This window comes from Streptomyces sp. NPDC055189 (genome assembly GCF_053606765.1).
In genome coordinates this window covers 47,753-62,977 of the sequence record NZ_JBSGSG010000058.1, presented here as the reverse complement: position 1 = coordinate 62,977, position 15,225 = coordinate 47,753, and the positions used below count along the sequence as shown (strand labels likewise).

At 71.0% G+C, this 15,225-nt stretch carries 14 protein-coding genes; 6 read left to right on the top strand and 8 right to left on the bottom strand.

Annotation, left to right across the window (positions count from 1 at the left end):
* Window positions 1-32: 32 nt before the first annotated feature.
* The gene (locus ACWFR3_RS31620; protein ID WP_453738087.1) at window positions 33-584 is read right to left on the bottom strand and encodes a tellurite resistance TerB family protein; all 552 of its coding nucleotides are present in this window, start codon (window positions 582-584) and stop codon (window positions 33-35) included.
* Window positions 585-683: 99 nt separating this feature from the next.
* Window positions 684-1,100 (bottom strand): hypothetical protein, encoded by a 417-nt coding sequence (locus tag ACWFR3_RS31615; protein WP_453738084.1) that lies wholly within the window; start codon window positions 1,098-1,100, stop codon window positions 684-686.
* Between the two features lie 177 nt (window positions 1,101-1,277).
* Here ACWFR3_RS31615 and ACWFR3_RS31610 point away from each other — a divergent pair, with 177 nt between their 5' ends.
* Window positions 1,278-1,904: a glyoxalase gene (locus ACWFR3_RS31610; protein WP_453738083.1), complete on the top strand. Its 627-nt coding sequence runs from the start codon at window positions 1,278-1,280 to the stop codon at window positions 1,902-1,904.
* A 69-nt stretch (window positions 1,905-1,973) separates the two neighbouring features.
* Window positions 1,974-2,321: a VOC family protein gene (locus tag ACWFR3_RS31605; RefSeq protein ID WP_453738082.1), complete on the top strand. Its 348-nt coding sequence runs from the start codon at window positions 1,974-1,976 to the stop codon at window positions 2,319-2,321.
* A 16-nt stretch (window positions 2,322-2,337) separates the two neighbouring features.
* Here the strand turns inward: ACWFR3_RS31605 and ACWFR3_RS31600 are convergent, their stop codons facing one another.
* Window positions 2,338-3,528, bottom strand: coding sequence for an acyl-CoA dehydrogenase family protein (locus ACWFR3_RS31600; protein ID WP_453738081.1), 1,191 nt, complete (start codon window positions 3,526-3,528; stop codon window positions 2,338-2,340).
* Between the two features lie 168 nt (window positions 3,529-3,696).
* On the opposite strand from ACWFR3_RS31600, the gene rox reads away from it, so the two are divergent.
* Entirely contained in the window at window positions 3,697-5,223 is a 1,527-nt protein-coding gene (rox, locus tag ACWFR3_RS31595; protein ID WP_453738086.1) for a rifampin monooxygenase, read from the top strand.
* Window positions 5,224-5,290: 67 nt separating this feature from the next.
* Here rox and ACWFR3_RS31590 read toward each other — a convergent pair whose 3' ends face one another.
* Window positions 5,291-6,496, bottom strand: a complete 1,206-nt coding sequence (locus tag ACWFR3_RS31590) for a hypothetical protein (protein ID WP_453738080.1) — start codon at window positions 6,494-6,496, stop codon at window positions 5,291-5,293.
* Window positions 6,497-7,114: 618 nt separating this feature from the next.
* Between ACWFR3_RS31590 and ACWFR3_RS31585 the strand changes: the two genes are divergently transcribed.
* Both ACWFR3_RS31585 and ACWFR3_RS31580 read left to right on the top strand, forming a co-directional pair.
* A complete protein-coding gene (locus tag ACWFR3_RS31585) occupies window positions 7,115-7,687 on the top strand; it encodes a dihydrofolate reductase family protein (RefSeq protein ID WP_453738079.1) in 573 nt (190 codons plus the stop codon).
* 45 nt (window positions 7,688-7,732) lie between these two features.
* Window positions 7,733-8,254, top strand: coding sequence for an ATP-binding protein (locus ACWFR3_RS31580; RefSeq protein ID WP_453738078.1), 522 nt, complete (start codon window positions 7,733-7,735; stop codon window positions 8,252-8,254).
* Window positions 8,255-8,259: 5 nt separating this feature from the next.
* Here ACWFR3_RS31580 and ACWFR3_RS31575 read toward each other — a convergent pair whose 3' ends face one another.
* The 4 genes from ACWFR3_RS31575 to ACWFR3_RS31560 all read right to left on the bottom strand — a co-directional run bounded on the left by ACWFR3_RS31575 (window position 8,260) and on the right by ACWFR3_RS31560 (window position 14,064).
* The gene (locus tag ACWFR3_RS31575; protein ID WP_453738077.1) at window positions 8,260-9,897 is read right to left on the bottom strand and encodes an ABC transporter substrate-binding protein; all 1,638 of its coding nucleotides are present in this window, start codon (window positions 9,895-9,897) and stop codon (window positions 8,260-8,262) included.
* A gap of 4 nt (window positions 9,898-9,901) precedes the next feature.
* Complete coding sequence (locus ACWFR3_RS31570; protein WP_453738076.1) at window positions 9,902-11,992, bottom strand: hypothetical protein; 2,091 nt, start codon at window positions 11,990-11,992, stop codon at window positions 9,902-9,904.
* A 165-nt stretch (window positions 11,993-12,157) separates the two neighbouring features.
* Window positions 12,158-13,006, bottom strand: a complete 849-nt coding sequence (locus tag ACWFR3_RS31565; RefSeq protein ID WP_453738075.1) for an aldo/keto reductase — start codon at window positions 13,004-13,006, stop codon at window positions 12,158-12,160.
* Between the two features lie 44 nt (window positions 13,007-13,050).
* Complete coding sequence (locus tag ACWFR3_RS31560) at window positions 13,051-14,064, bottom strand: aldo/keto reductase (RefSeq protein WP_453738074.1); 1,014 nt, start codon at window positions 14,062-14,064, stop codon at window positions 13,051-13,053.
* A gap of 200 nt (window positions 14,065-14,264) precedes the next feature.
* Between ACWFR3_RS31560 and ACWFR3_RS31555 the strand changes: the two genes are divergently transcribed.
* Entirely contained in the window at window positions 14,265-15,152 is an 888-nt protein-coding gene (locus tag ACWFR3_RS31555; protein ID WP_453738073.1) for a helix-turn-helix transcriptional regulator, read from the top strand.
* Window positions 15,153-15,225: the final 73 nt, after the last annotated feature.

Genomic DNA, 15,225 nt, shown 5'->3' with positions numbered 1-15,225 from the left:
GTGCGGGCCCCGGCTGTTCGCTCACCCCTGGATCAGAGGCCGAACTCCTGCGGCGAGACGCCGAGCGCCGCGCACGCCTCCCTCAGCACCTGCTCCTCGGCCGGGGCGATGTACCCGTCCGCGCCGGCGACGACGAAGCCGGTCTGTACGACCGCCTTGGCCTCCATGGGCTTCTTCGCGGCCTTGGCGATCTCCTGCATGGCCTCGGTCTTGCCCTGCTGGAAGTTGAACGTCAGCTGGTCCGCGTGCTTGTTGAACCGCGTCCGGAGCTGCTCGGGCGGGAAGTTCTTCAGGACGTCGTTCTGCAGGATCAACGACTCCACGTGCTGCCGCTCGGCCGGGTCGACCGAGCCGTCGGCGGCCGCGACCAGGGCACACATGGCCATGCTCGCGTCGCGGTAGGCACCGCTCTTGAGCTCCGTCTTGAGAGAGGCCAGCTGGGACTTGAGCACGCCCACGAGCTGGGCCTTCGACCCCCCTCCGGATCCTGATCCCGGCCTTCCGTGACCGCCGGAGCTACGCGACCCCTGAGACTGCTGCTGCAGCCCCTTGGCCTGGTCCTTGATCCGGTCCCACATCGCCATCCGTGCCACCTCGGCTACCTGTTCGCTGCGTCCGCGCGCGTTCCGCACGTCACCCAGCCAACGCCTCCCCCGCCACCGAAGTTCCTCGACCCAGCGCTGTCATCGGGACACGGGGCGTAGCCGCCGCTCAAGCGTCCCGCGAAGTCGCGCGGAGGCCCCGCGAAGGGCCCCGAGCGCCTTCACCTCATCCGCCTCGATCTCCTCGCGGGCCGCGAGAGCGAGCACGGCGGCGTAGGGCCGCTCCCCCTCGGCGAGCTTCGCCGCCGTGGCATCGAGCACCGCCCGCAACACGGTGCGGTCGGCGCGGGGATGCTCGGCAAGCAGACGCAGGAGCCTGTTGTCGTTCCAAGTGCTGTCACGGGCCGCGCTCAGCTCCAGAAGCGCTGCGGGCGGAGTGTGGGGGTTGCCGGCCAGCGCCTGCCAGACGAAGGGGTAAGGGCATCGCACGAGTCGACGAAGGGCGCAGCCGTCGGTCTCGGCCCGCGCCAGTTCGAGGTAGTCGGCCGGCGAACGCACGCGGTATGCCCCTCAGGATGGTCGGTCGAAGCCGCCATCATGGCACCGCGCCAGGGACACCAGAGATGGCCAGCCCGACCAGCCAGACCGGACCCGACCGGACGGACCGACCAGCCAGACCGGACCGATCAGGAATGAAGAAGCACCGGCGGCACCCCGCTGCCTAGCGTGGTGGGCATGGCAATCATCGAATCCGTCACCCTCGACGTGGCCGACCCCACGGCCGCCCGCCGCTTCTACACCGCCGCCTTCGGCCTGGACTCGCAGCTGCGTCTGCGGGCCTCGGAGGCGCCGAGCACCGGCTTTCGCGGGTTCACGCTCGCCCTCACGGTGTCCCGGCCCGCCGACGTCAACAGCTTCATCGACGCCGCCCTCGCCGAGGGCGCCACCTCTTTGAAGCCGGTCACGAAGTCGCTCTGGGGGTACGGCGGCGTCGTACAGGCCCCGGACGGGACGGCCTGGAAGGTCGCTACCTCGGCGAAGAAGGACACCGGCCCCGCCACCCGGCAGATCGACGAGATGGTGCTCCTGCTGGGAGTGGCCGACATGCCCGCCACCAAGCGGTTCTACGTCGGTCAGGGACTCTCCGTGGCGAAGAGCTTCGGCCGTATGTACTGCGAGTTCGAGAGCGGGTCGAGCCCCTTCAAGCTGGCGCTGTACCGCCGCCGCGCCCTCGCCAAGGACCTTGGCGTATCCCCCGACGGCACGGGATCGCACCGGATCATGATCAGCGGCGACGCCGGTACCTTCACCGACCCGGACGGTTTCGCGTGGGAAGCCGCGGCGCAGGCGCCCGTGCGCTGAGCTAGAGCTGAGCATGAGCTGGGCGAGAATCGGGGTACGTTCAGCCACACCCGCCGACAGGAGCCGCTCATGTCCATCCGCCGGGCCATGCCCGACATCCAGACGGAGTCCATGGAGGAAAGCCGGGATTTCTACGGTCTTTTGGGGTTCGAGGAGGTCATGAATCTCGGGTGGGTCATGACGCTCGGCTCTCCCTCCAACCCCACGGCGCAGGTCACCTTCATGAGCCACGACGCCACGGCGCCCGTCGTACCCGACATCAGTGTGGAGGTGGAGGACGTGGACGCGGTCTACAAGGAGGTGCGCGAGAGTGGCGCGGAGATCGTGCACCCCTTGCAGGACGAGGAGTGGGGTGTGCGGCGGTTCTTCGTACGGGATCCCAATGGCCGTGTGATCAATGTGGTGGGGCATCGGTAATCCCGGCCGGTCCTCCTCAAGTGTCGAGGCCGCCTCGGTCGACCAACTGTCGCGCGATGACGTTGCGTTGGATCTCGTTGGTGCCCTCGCCGACGATCATCAGCGGGGCGTCGCGGAAGTAGCGCTCCACGTCGAACTCGGTCGAGTAGCCGTAACCGCCGTGGATGCGCACCGCGTTGAGGGCGATCTGCATGGCCGTCTCGGAGGCGAAGAGTTTGGCCATGCCCGCCTCCATGTCCACGCGGCGGCCCGCCTCCGCCTCCTTGGCCGCGTACAGGGTGAGCTGGCGGGCTGCGGTCAGTGAAGTGGCCATGTCGGCCAGGTAGTTGCCGATCGACTGGTGCTTCCAGATCGGCTCGCCGAAGGACTCCCGCTGCCGCGCGTAGGCGAGGGAGTCCTCGAACGCCGCTCTGCCGACTCCCAGTGCGCGCGCCGCGACCTGGAGCCGTCCGGTCTCCAGGCCCTTCATCATCTGCGCGAAGCCCTTGCCCTCCACCCCTCCCAGTACGGCGTCGGACGGCGCCCGGTAGCCGTCGAACGACAACTCGCAGCTCTCCACGCCCTTGTAGCCGAGCTTGGGCAGGTCGCACGAGACCGTCAGGCCGGGGCCGTGCTCGACCAGCAGGATCGAGATGCCCTTGTGGGCGGGCACGGCGGCCGGGTCGGTCTTGCACAGCAGGGCGATCAGGCCGGACCGGCGGGAGTTGGTGATCCAGGTCTTCGCCCCGTCGACGACGTACCCGTCCCCGTCCCTGTCCCCATCCCCGCCCGTGGTCCTGCGCGCAGTCGTCCGCATGGCCTGGAGGTCCGAGCCGCCGCCCGGCTCGGTGAGCGCCATGGTCGCCCGGATCTCGCCGGTGGCCAGCTTCGGCAGCCAGCGGCGCCGCTGTTCCTCCGTGCCGAAGCGGAGCAGCAGCTTCGCGACCACGGTGTGGCCGCCCATCGCGCCGGCCAGGCTCATCCAGCCGCGCGAGAGCTCCTCGGTGACCAGGACGTAGCAGGGCATGGAGACCGGCGTGCCGCCGTATTCGGCCGGAACCGCGAGACCGAAGATGCCGAGGCGTTTCATCTGCTCGATCAGGGCCTCGGGATAGGTGTCGGAGTGCTCCAGCTCCCGGACGACCGGCTTCACCGCCCGGTCGACGAAGTCCCGCACCGTACCGACGACGAGCTGCTCGTCCTCGGACAGGATGTCGAGAGTGCTCATGCGGTGACGCCCCTCGTCGAGCGCCCTGTGCGGCCGGACACGACAAAGGCAAGGAGTGTTCGAACTCCTTGCCACTATCAAGATATAGCTCACGGGGGGCCTTGCCACAAGGCCCGGGTGCTGTCGCAGAATCATCGGCCTCAGCCCGGAACCAGCGAAATGAGAACGATGATTGACGTGATCGTGGTTGGCGGCGGACCCACCGGCTTGATGCTGGCGAGCGAGCTGCGCCTGCAGGGCGTGCACGTGGTGGTCCTCGAGAAGCTGGCGGAGCCGACCCCGCAGTCCCGTGGGCAGGGCCTGCACGCGCGCAGCGTCGAGGTGATGGACCAGCGCGGCCTCCTCGGCCGGTTCCTCGCGGCCAATGAGAAGTTCCAGGTCGGCGGTCTCTTCGGCGGCATCATGAAGCCGTGGCCCGACCGTCTCGACACGGCCCACCCGTACGGCATCGCCACCCCGCAGCCGGTGACCGAGCGGCTGCTCCTAGAACACGCCGTCGAGCTCGGCGCAGAGATCCGGCGCGGCTGCGAAGTGGTCGGGCTGAGCCAGGACGAAGGCGAGGGCGAGGGCGAAGGCGAGGGCGAGGGCGAGCGCACGGACAGGGGCGCGGTCACCGTCGAGCTCGCGGACGGCACACGCCTGCGCTCGCGCTATGTCGTCGGATGCGACGGCGGCCGCAGCGCCGTGCGCAAGCTGCTCGGCGTCGGTTTCCCCGGCCAGGCGGCCACGGTCGAGACGCTGCTGGGTGAGATGGAGACGACGGAGGATCCGGCGACGGTCGCCGCCGTCGTCGAGGAGGTCCGCAAGACCCACCTGCGGTTCGGCATCGCCCCGCCCGGCGAGGACGGGGTCTGCCGCGTCGTCGTACCCGCCGACGGGGTGGCCGAGGACCGTGCCACCGAGCCCACCCTCGACGACTTCAAGCGGCAGCTGCGGGCCCATGCGGGCACCGACTTCGGCGTGCACTCGCCGCGCTGGCTCTCCCGGTTCGGCGACGCGTCGCGGCAGGCCGAGCAGTACCGCGTCGGGCGGGTGTTCCTGGCCGGCGACGCGGCGCACATCCACCCGCCGACCGGCGGTCAGGGGCTCAACCTCGGCGTGCAGGACGCGTTCAACCTGGGCTGGAAGCTGGCCGCGGCGGTCAACGGCTGGGCACCTCAGGGGCTGCTCGACACCTATCACGCCGAACGGCACCCGGTGGGCGCCCGCGTCATCGACAACACCCGCGCGCAGATCACGCTGCTCGGCACCGATCCGGGGGCGACCGCGCTGCGTGAGCTGTTCTCCCGGCTGATGGACTTCGAGGAGGTCAATCGGTACGTGACCGGGATGATCACCGCGGTCGACGTCCGCTACGACTTCGCAGAGGGCGAGGGCGAGGGCGAGGGCGGGACGCACGAGCTGCTCGGTCTCCGGATGCGCGACGTGGAGTTGAAGCAGGGCCGTCTCTACGAGTTGATGCACGACGGCCGCGGACTGCTGCTCGACCGGACGGGCCGGCTCTCGGTCGCCGGGTGGACCGACCGCGTCGATCATGTCGTCGACGTCAGCGAGGAACTGGACGCCCCCGCCGTGCTGCTGCGGCCGGACGGTCACGTGGCGTGGGTCGGAGACGACCAGCAGGACCTGCTCGCCCGGCTGCCGAAGTGGTTCGGCGCACCGGGCAACGACGGTGACCTGGACCGACCTGCGTGACGACGGCGACCGCCGCTAACCCGTGTGACGACGGAGACCTCGGCCGACCCGTGTGACGACGGTGCCCTCAGCCGACCTGTGTGTGAAACTGCACCAGGCGCTGCTGGACGAGGTTCACCGTGCCGCGCTGGCGGCCCGGTACCCGGTGGCGCAGAGCGACCAGGGCCGGGCCGAGTTCGCGGACCGTGTCCGGGTCGCGGACCTGCTCCCACTGGTGGTGGGCCAGGTCCGCGGCGGCCTCGACATCGGGGGCGTCGGGGGCCTGGCCTGCCGTGATCCTGGCGGAGACCACGGCGAGCCAGATCTCGCAGCTGCGGCTCGGCTCCTTGGCGAAGATCGCCAGATGCCCGCGGACCTCCATCCAGTGCACCACCTCGGGCGAGGAGCGCCCGTACGTACGCAACGCCTCCTGCTCCCACGCCGCCGCCATGGCCGCGGCCTCGCCGTGCCGCCCCGCCTCCACGGCCTTGGTGATCGCGGCGTGCGGATCCGTGCCGTCGGTCCGCGGCGCCGTGGAAGGCGGCATATCGGGGGCGCCGCCCTGCTGTTGGGCGGGCACCTGCGGCCGGTTCCGTACGTCGCCGGGCCCGCCCGCGGCGAAGGCGGGGGCGGGGGCGGCCGGGTCGGAGAACAGGACGACGTCGGTCGCGCCCTCCTCCAGCGCCTGGGCGGTGACATGCTGATGCAGGTCGGGCAGCGGCGGCCGGTGTCCGCTGCGCAGGACCGTCGCCAGCGCCTTCATGTACGAGGGCACGGCGACGCCGCGCGTACGGCGACCGGACGGCGGAGCGACCCGCCCGTACAGCGCCACACCCGCCCCCACGTCCAGGGGACGCTGGGCCAGTTGCTGCCAGCTGTCCGTGTCGGCATGCAGATCGGCGATGACGGTGGTGCTGCCCGGCGTGCGCAGCCGCAGCTCCTGGGCGATCCAGTGCCAGGGGAAGGCGGTGTAGCGCACCGTCGCCGCCGTCGTCCGCGCGAGGGCCACGTGCTGCATCCGCTGGCGGCGGTCGAGGTGCAACTGCCCGACCAGATAGATCGTCAGAGGCCCCGGCGCCATCGCGGCCGCGCGCAACCGGGTGAGCACTGTCTGCGGATCGAGCGGGTCCGCCAACTCCACGACACTCGCTGTCGCGGTACCGGCGAGCACCGCCGGCGACACCGCCGCGAGTACGGGCAGCACGGAAGCCGCATCCACCATACGGGCCTTGCCGACCGGCGCTGCCGCAATCAGCAGCGCGGTCCCCGGCACCGTTCCCTCCCCAACAATCACCAGAGCACCGTATCCGCTGCTCACTCCGACCGCGGCAGCGGGAAGCCGATCCACTTCGGGAAGCGCAGGACAGAGTGGGCAGGTGTCGGCTCACGGGAGGCGGGTAAAGAGGCTGTGCTCCGGCAGTGGACGGCGCTGCCCGGGCCTGCGGCCGCCGCCGAATTCGGCGGCGGCGGCCGCGGCGCTCCCGGGGGCAGGCTCCCCCTGGCGCCCCGGGAGCAGGTGTCCGCACCGACCGGTGACCGGGGAACCGCGGGAGTGGCCCCCTGATGCAACAACCGGTGGGACGGGCCGGTGTCCGTGCGTCCGCTGCAAGGAGGTACGGACCCGGCGGTCTTGAGTCACCGACATGTCTTCCGCCCGATGCCGAAGCGCGAGCGGTGCGGTCGGGCCCTTCCGGGGGCTGGGGGCAGGCCTCGGCGCAAGGGTAGAACGAGCGGGCGGAAGCGGACAACGCCTTTCCGTACTCCGGGATGACCATGGCCCTGCCGCCTGCCATGCGTAACGCCGCCGATTAGTTCCGGCACGCTTCTCGGTCATTGACCCCGTAGCCGCGAGGATGAAGCCGCAAGAGCGGGCACGTGGCTGCCGAAGACGACTCACCTAGGAGACCTTGAGATGCGTACGTTGATCAGCACCGCCTTCGTCTCGCTCGACGGCGTCGTGGAGGCTCCGGGCGGCGAGGCCGGCTACCGGAACGCCGGCTGGACCTTCAAGGACATCGAGTTCCTGCCCGACGCGTTCGAGATCAAGGGCCGGGAGCAGCAGGAGGCCGCCGCGATGATGATGGGCCGGATCAGCTACGAGGCGTTCAGCCCGGTCTGGCCCGGCATGGAGGACTTCGCCGACTACAAGCCGATGCCGAAGTACGTGGTCTCCACCAGCCTCGCCGAGGGCGCCCTGGTGTCGGACTGGGGGCCGACCACGATCCTGCGCTCGCTGGACGAGGTGGCCGAGCTGAAGAAGACCGAGGGCGGGCCGATCATCGTGCACGGCAGTGCCACCCTGAACCGGAACCTCTCGGACGCCGGTCTGATCGACCGCTACCACCTGCTCGTCTTCCCGCTGCTGCTGGGCGCGGGCAAGCGGCTGTTCAGCGACACGGACAAGGACGCGCAGAAGCTGCGCCTCGTCGAGCACGAGGCGTACGCCAACGGGCTGCAGAAGAACGTCTTCGACGTGGTCCACTGACGGACTCCGGGCCGCCCTGCGCTCGTGCAGGCTAGCCTGCGGGACATGATCGTATGGCTCAACGGCACGCACGGCGCGGGCAAGACGACCACCAGCGCGCTTGTGCAGCAACTCATCCCGGACTCAAGGGTGTTCGACGCCGAGAAGGTCGGCGAGACGCTCATGGACATCACGCCGGGGCTGCCCGGTACGGACAACTTCCAGCACTGGCCGCCCTGGCGGCCGCTCGTCGTCGAGACGGCCCGGCGCGTGCTCGACTACACCGGCGGCACCCTCGTGATGCCCATGACCGTCCTGGTCGAGGAGTACTGGCGCGAGATCAGCGAGGGTCTCGCCCAGTACTCCATTCCCGTACGGCACTTCGCCCTCCATGCCGACCCGGAAACCCTGCGGGGGCGTATCGAGGGGGATGCCGTCATGGGCCCCTCCGCGTTCCGCTTCAAGTACCTGGAGCCCTATGCCGAGGCAGCCCGTACCTGGCTGCACGACGCGGCCGAGGTCGTCGACACCACACACCTCACGCCCGCCCTGGCGGCCGAGCGGATCGCGGCCGCCGTCAAGGGCTGAGGTGCCTACCCGCTGCGTACGACACAGTCCTCCGGCTGCGGTTTCCCGGTCGGCCAGGCCAGGCCCACGAAGGCCAGCGTCCCCGGACCCGCCTTCGTGCCCGGCTGCAACCTGACGACGGCGAGGGGCTTGTCGTACGGGTTGCCCGCCTTGGTGAGGCAGATGCGGCCGCTGGTGCCGTTCACGCGGTTCTTCGACTGCATCGTGGCCCAGCGGTTGCCCACCTGTTCGGCGGTGGGCGCCGCCTCCCCGGTGGGCTTCGCGCCGCGGATCGCCTCGACCGCGGTGCGTACCCCGTCGTGCACCATCATGGTGCGGGAGTCGCCCAGTTCCACGCCGCCGATGTCGCGGCCCGCGGACTTCAGCTCGCTGATCGTGCCCTTCAGTTCCTCCAGCGCGACCATCGGGTCGCGCAGTGAGGCAGGAGCCCGCGAGGCGGGCGGCTTCTTTCCGGTGCGCTTCTTCTCGTCGTTCTGCCAGTTCCGCACCGCGGTGCTCCAGGCATCGGGGTGGGCCGGTGCGGCGTACTGCACGGTCAGGCGCGGTTTGCCGGAGCTGTCCCGGAGTTCGGCCCAGTCCTCGTCGGTCATCCGGTTGTTCAGCGAGGCGGCGTCCGAGCCGGAGACCACGGTGAACTTCTTCTCCCCGCAGGCCTCCTTGGCCAGACGCTTCAGGAACAGCCGCAGATGCGTCGAGCGGCCCGCGAAGTAGACCGTGTCCGCGCCCGAGTTGCAGATCGTGTTGACCGTCGGCCTGAACTGGTTGTCGACGTCACCGGGATCGGCGACCCCGGGGGACGTGAAGGTCATGTCGTCGGGTCCCGCCGGGCCGTCCTCGGGGAGTCCCTGGAAGGCGCGCGCGAGCGAGCGCACATACGGGTCGGGGCGGGTGTCGCGGACCAGGACGGTCTGCCGGTCCTTGCGGCTGCCGTTGAAGGCGGCCAACGCCCTGGCCTGTTGCTCGTTGGTGGGGATGATCCGGGCGAGACCCTTGAAGTCGTACGTTCCGTCCTTGCTCTCCCGGTTGGCCAGCGAGCTCGCCGACGCCCGGGCCACGAGCACCGGCACCTGCTGCTCGGTGAGGCTGCGCACGGCCTTCTTGGTGGCGTCCAGGGAGAGGTTGAAGCCGGTCACCGCACGGAGGTTGTCGCTCCCGGAGTGGGCCATCCGCACCAGGTCCGGCACCAGCTCGTCCTGCCGCAGGTAGTCCTTGCCGGGGTTGGCGAGCACCAGCCGCACCACCGGCTTTCCCGGCTCCCGGTTGGCGATGTACTGCGCCAGGAACGCGCCCTGCAGTTCGCTGCGCAACTGCCGCCGCTCGGCCTTCGAGTCGGGCTGCAGCGGCAGCATCATCGCCACGGTGACGTGCGGCTGCTTGTCGATACGGCGGTTCTCCTCGGCTATCCGGGCGGCGACCGGGGCTATGCCGGGCTCCCCGAAGTCGTAGCCGGAGCCGTTGACGCCGATGCACTCGCCGCCGGACTCGGTGACGCCCTCGGCGCAGTCGTCGGCCTGCTCGGTGATGCGCGACACGAGGCCGTACGCCCCGACGGCGAGGAGGGCGGCGAGAACGCACGTGATGATCTTCTTCAGCAGCGTGTTCCACAGGTGCTCGTGCAGCCGGTCGGCGACGGTCTGGAACATCCCCTCAGCTCCCCTCTCCGATGTGGGACGTGCAGGAACAGGACTGCAGCGGCTGCCGGTTGCGGGCGCGGCGGTCCCACCGCCCGGCTCGTGCGGTCAGGACGGGCGCGGCCCCTGCATACTCACGGGCCAGCTCCTGAAGGAGTTGCGCCATCCGGTCCGCCGCCGCGATGTCCGGCGGCCGGGTGCGCTCCTCGCAGAGCCAGACGGCGTGCAGCAGCTCGTCCAGCTGGCGCTCCAGCCTGGTGCCCTGGACGCGGGCCACCGTCATCCTGGCGTGCCGCTCGTCGAGGCCGCCGGGCGAGGGAGCCTGGGCGAGGGCGAGCAGCTGGTCGCACCACTCCTCGGCGCCCACGCCGTCCGCCGGGAACCTGGCGGCGAGGTGGTGCACGGCTCGTTCGGGGCCGTTGGCGACCAGGTCGTGGTTGAGGCCGTGTGCCGCGGTGGTGCCGAAGGCGCGGTCGGGGGACTCCGCCCGGCTGCGGTAGTGCGCGTGCAGCAGGCTGTGGTTGCGGCGCCATTCGGAGCCCGCTTCCGGCGGTCCGTGCAGCCTGCTCATCAGCAGCTGCCGCAGGCCGAAGTCCCCGATGAAGTGCCGCTCGCAGGCGGGCCAGCCGCTCTCGTGGAGATACCTGCCCACCTCGTCGGCGGTGAGCCCGGCGGCCAGTTGTTCCAGCTCGGGGCTGCGCAGCAGGGCGCGGGCGCAGTCACCGGTGTGCGCGACGGACAGCTGGGTCAGCAGGTCGAGCCAGCGGCCGGTGTGCTCGACGGGGAGCCGCTCGGGCAGCTGCCTCAGCACCAGCTCGGCAAGCAGTACGTCCCGTACGGCGAGGGGCGCGCCGTCGAGCCCCGCGGGCTGGTCGAGCAGCTCCCGGTCGTTGTCCAGCTCCGGCAGCTCCCCGGCCGCCTCGACCAGGCGCTGCACCATCCGCGGGCGGCGGCCCGAGAGCCGGTGCACCGCGCTCTGTGCCCGGCGCAGGCGTGCCGCCTCGGGTGCGCCGCCGGTGTGCTGCTGGAGCTCTTTGTGGATGTGCTCGGTGGTGAGCAGCGGCATCCGCAGCATCAGCACGCCCTGGCCGAGGCGACCGCGGGCGGGCAGCCGCCGCCAGCCGGGCGGCTCCTCCTGGTCGGGCCGGTAGTAGGCGCGTTCCTCGGTGCGCGGCTCGTCGGCCAGGAACAGGGGTTCTCCCACCCGTTCGCTCGCCACGATGACCGTGCGCTCGCGGTGGCCGTCGGCCCGGTCGGCGAGCGCCGCGGCCAGGAGCCCGCGGCCCACGGGCCAGTTGGCGTGCTGCAGGAGCACGGCGGGGCGGCCGACCCGGTTGAGTGCGGCGCCGATGCCGGTGTAGGCGGCGTCCAGGTCCTCGCGCAGGGCGCGGAAGAGGAAACCCTCCGCGAACCGCCGCTCCTCGCCGCCCTCCTGGAAGTCGTGGGCGAGGAGCCGCAGGCCGGTGCCCGCGCTGCCGGCGGCGCCGGGATAGTCGCCGTAGGTGGCCTTCACCGGTTCGGCGCCGGTGCTCGCCAGCTTCTCCAGGAACTCCGTGAGACCCGCGCCCACCAGCGGCGCCGCCGCGGGGGCGACCACTCCGGCGAGCGCGGAGAGGTAGCCGGTCAGCAGATTGCGCATGAAACGGCCGAGCGCCCTGCGCGGCCGCAGCAGCGAGCGGTAGCGCTCCAGTTCCTGTTCCAGATCGCGCCGCCGCAGCCGCGCGCCCGCGGCGACCGCCGCCATTCCGGCGAAGAAGCGGGGCGTGGGCAGCGCACCGCCGGGCCCCTCCCACTCGCTCATCCGCAGGGCGACGTCGTACATGGTCTCCGTCGCCTCCGAACGGCAGGCGGGCCGCCGCCCGGCCTCCGCCGCATACCGTGCGTCCGCGCAGTCCGCGTACGCCACCGGCACCCTGCGTCCGAAGCGGTCCCGCAGCAGTTCGAGGAGCCGCTGCTTGCCCATGCCGGGGCCGCCGGTGAGCAGCACGACGGGCAGGTCGGGCCCGTAGAGCAGCTTCTCGTCGCGGCCCCTGGCGTTGCGGCCGAGCAGCCTGGGGAAGAAGCCCTCGTCCTCGATGAGCCCCTCGAATCCCAGTTCCCGGCTCATCCGCGCACCCCCGTGCCTGACGTGGCCGCTGTGCGGCGGGTGGTCAATGTCGCACGGAGCGTACTTGAGCGTGGCTCACGAATACATCAACTTTGCTGCACAGAGCGTCACTTGGTGACCTTCAGGCTGGTGAAGTACCGTCGGCGGCGCCTCGCCGTCCTGGTGTCAGTGGTTCAGGGGCGCGGTGCCGAGTCGGCTGACCATCACCGGGTCGCGGTGGTCGAAGAACTGTGAGGTTCCGGTGTCCAGGGCGGCGATGGACGCCATCTGGGCATCGGAGAGTTCAAAGCCGAAGACGTCGATGTTCTCCGCCATGCGGTCGGCGCGCACCGACTTGGGGATCACGACGACCTGCCGCTGAACCAGCCAGCGCAGCACCACCTGCGCCACCGACTTGCCGTGCGCGGCGGCGATCTCGCCGAGCACCGGGTGGGAGAAGAGATTGTTGCGGCCCTCGGCGAAGGGACCCCACGACTCGATCTGGACGCCTCGCTCGCGCATGACTGCCTGGTCGGTGGCGCGCTGGTGGAAGGGGTGCGTCTCGATCTGGTTGACCGCGGGCGTGATCTCGTTGTGCTCGATGAGGTCCACGAGCCGGTCGGGGTGGAAGTTCGAGACGCCGATCGCCCGGGCCCGGCCCTCACGGTGCAGGGTCTCCATGGCGCGCCAGGAGCCGTAGACGTCGCCGTAGGGCTGGTGGATCAGGTACAGGTCGATGTGGTCGAGGCCGAGCTTGCGCAGCGAGGTGTCGAAGGCGCGCCCGGCCTTGTCCTCGCCGGCGTCGGAGACCCACAGCTTGGTGGTGACGAACAGGTCGTCGCGCGGGATGCCGCTGCTCTTGATCGCGCGGCCCACGGCTTCCTCGTTGCCGTAGGAAGCGGCGGTGTCCAGGGAGCGGTAACCGGCGGCCAGGGCGTCGCCCACCGCCTGCTCGGTGTCCTCGGAGGGGATCTGATAGACGCCGAAGCCGAGGATCGGCATGTCGACGCCGTTGTTCAGGGTGACGGTCTGCATGGTGTTCCTTGCGTTGATCGGGGCGGGGCCTGAGGGGTCGGTTGTCAGCGCTCCAGCCACTTGCGGGCGCTCTTTGGGTGGGTCTCCCCGGCGGCGGACGGCAGGCTGCCGAGCTTCTCGATCTGCTCCGCGGTCAGCGCGATGCCGTCGGCGGCGGTGTTCTCCTCGACCCGGTGGACGCGCTTGGTGCCGGGGATGGGGGCGATGCCGTCGCCCCGGGCGAGGAGCCAGGCCAGGGCGATCTGGGCGGGGGTGGCACCGGCTTCTTCGGCGACGGCCCGGACCTCGTCGGCGATACGCAGGTTGCGCCGGAAGTTCTCGCCGGTGAAGCGCGGGTTGCCGTACCGGAAGTCGCCTTCCCCGAAGTCGTCCGTTGAGCGGATCGTGCCGGTGAGGAAGCCGTGCCCGAGCGGCGAGAAGGGCACGAGGCCGATGTTCAGCTCGCGCAGCAGCGGCAGCACCCGCTCCTCCAGGCCGCGGGTCCACAGCGAGTACTCCGACTGCACGGCCGTGACCGGCTGGACCGCGTGGGCGCGGCGGATCGTGTCGGGTCCGGCCTCGGACAGGCCGAACGCGCGGACCTTGCCCTCGGCGATCAGCTCGGCCACGGCCCCCGCGGTCTCCTCGATGGGCGTGTTCGGGTCCACGCGGTGCTGGTAGTACAGGTCGATGTGGTCGGTGCCGAGGCGCTTGAGGGAGCCTTCGACGGCGGCGCGGATGTTGGCCGGGCTGCTGTCCGGTGTCCACGCCGCCGGGCCCGCACCCGGGCCCGCACCGACTGCTGCGTCTGGACCCGTGTGCGAGACGAGGCCGAACTTCGTCGCGAGCACCACCTGGTCACGGCGGCCCTTCAGCGCGCGGCCGAGAAGCTCCTCGTTGGTGTAGGGGCCGTAGATCTCGGCGGTGTCGATGAAGGTGACGCCCAGTTCCAGGGCCCGGTGCACGGTGCGCACGGACTCCGCCTCGTCGGTCCCGGAGTCGGTGTAGCCGTGGGACATGCCCATCGCGCCGAGGCCGATCCGGGAGACCTCCAGGTCACGCAGCTTGATCTTCTTCATCTCGGTTCTCCTCCTCCTGGTCATTTCCCGCTCCGGACGCGGGGCGCGCAACCGCTCGGACGTCCCCGGGTACGTCATCCACGGTGCCGCCGCGCACGATCTTCAGGAAGGCCGGGTCGTGCCACGGAGCAGCCAGCCACGGTGTGACAGGTCCCCCCTCGCGCCCGTCGCTCACGCCCCGGCGGTGTGAGACTGGCGTCATGGCACCCGAGCAGCACAGCGGCACCGAGCTGGGACGCTTCCTGCGCGCCCGCCGCACCCAGACAAGCCCCGGGCAGGCGGGCCTCACCCCCGGCCCCGGCGTCCGCCGCACCCCCGGTCTGCGCCGCGAGGAGCTGGCTACGCTGTCCGGGGTCAGCATCGACTACTACGCCCGCCTCGAGCGCGGCAAGGAGACCCGGCCGAGCCCCGGGGTCGTCGACGCCCTGGCCCGCGCCCTGCACCTGGGCGACGACGAGCACCAGCACCTGCGCGAGCTGGCGGCCCGCGCCGCCCGGTATGCCCCCGAGCCGCCCCCGGCCCCCGGCCGCACCGTGCGCCCGCACATCCAGCTGCTCCTCGAGACCATGCGCCCGCACCCCGCGTACGTGGTCAGCCGCAGCATGGACCTGCTCGCCTGGAACCCCGGCGGCCTCGCCCTGTACGCCGGAATCGCCGACTGGCCCGCCAGACAGCGCAACCTCGCCCGCTACCTCTTCCTCCACCCCGCCGCCCGCGAGGTGTTCACCGACTGGGACAACCAGATCCGCGGCTGCGTCGCCCGCCTGCGCGCACTGGCGGGCACCGACCCCGACGCCCCCGACCTGACGACGCTGGTCGGCGAACTCCTCCTCAAGAGCCCCGACTTCGCGGGCCTTTGGGAGCGCTACGACGTCACGGGCCGCAAGTACGCGACCAAGACCTTCCACCACCCCACGGTCGGCGATCTCACCCTCGGCTTCCAGGCCATGCAGCTGGAAGGCACCCCCGGGCAGCGCCTGGGCGTGTACGTCGCGGAGCCGGGCACACCCGACCACGACGCGATGCTGCTGCTCGACCTCACCGCTCCCCGGCCCGCCGACGAGCGGAGCACCCCGCGCCAGTCGTGACGGTGGTGCCAGCACCACCCTGAGTCCGGGGGCTCTCCGGCTGCTCGCGGAATCCGCGGATTCATACGCTCGT

Excerpts from the sequence above, each read along its gene's own strand:
- ACWFR3_RS31620 (WP_453738087.1), bottom strand. The coding sequence starts at position 584 with ATGGCGATGTGGGACCGGATCAAGGACCAGGCCAAGGGGCTGCAGCAG.
- ACWFR3_RS31610 (WP_453738083.1), top strand. The coding sequence starts at position 1,278 with ATGGCAATCATCGAATCCGTCACCCTCGACGTGGCCGACCCCACGGCC.
- ACWFR3_RS31605 (WP_453738082.1), top strand. The coding sequence starts at position 1,974 with ATGTCCATCCGCCGGGCCATGCCCGACATCCAGACGGAGTCCATGGAG.
- ACWFR3_RS31600 (WP_453738081.1), bottom strand. The coding sequence starts at position 3,528 with ATGAGCACTCTCGACATCCTGTCCGAGGACGAGCAGCTCGTCGTCGGT.
- rox (WP_453738086.1), top strand. The coding sequence starts at position 3,697 with ATGATTGACGTGATCGTGGTTGGCGGCGGACCCACCGGCTTGATGCTG.
- ACWFR3_RS31585 (WP_453738079.1), top strand. The coding sequence starts at position 7,115 with ATGCGTACGTTGATCAGCACCGCCTTCGTCTCGCTCGACGGCGTCGTG.
- ACWFR3_RS31580 (WP_453738078.1), top strand. The coding sequence starts at position 7,733 with ATGATCGTATGGCTCAACGGCACGCACGGCGCGGGCAAGACGACCACC.
- ACWFR3_RS31575 (WP_453738077.1), bottom strand. The coding sequence starts at position 9,897 with ATGTTCCAGACCGTCGCCGACCGGCTGCACGAGCACCTGTGGAACACG.
- ACWFR3_RS31570 (WP_453738076.1), bottom strand. The coding sequence starts at position 11,992 with ATGAGCCGGGAACTGGGATTCGAGGGGCTCATCGAGGACGAGGGCTTC.
- ACWFR3_RS31565 (WP_453738075.1), bottom strand. The coding sequence starts at position 13,006 with ATGCAGACCGTCACCCTGAACAACGGCGTCGACATGCCGATCCTCGGC.
- ACWFR3_RS31560 (WP_453738074.1), bottom strand. The coding sequence starts at position 14,064 with ATGAAGAAGATCAAGCTGCGTGACCTGGAGGTCTCCCGGATCGGCCTC.
- ACWFR3_RS31555 (WP_453738073.1), top strand. The coding sequence starts at position 14,265 with ATGGCACCCGAGCAGCACAGCGGCACCGAGCTGGGACGCTTCCTGCGC.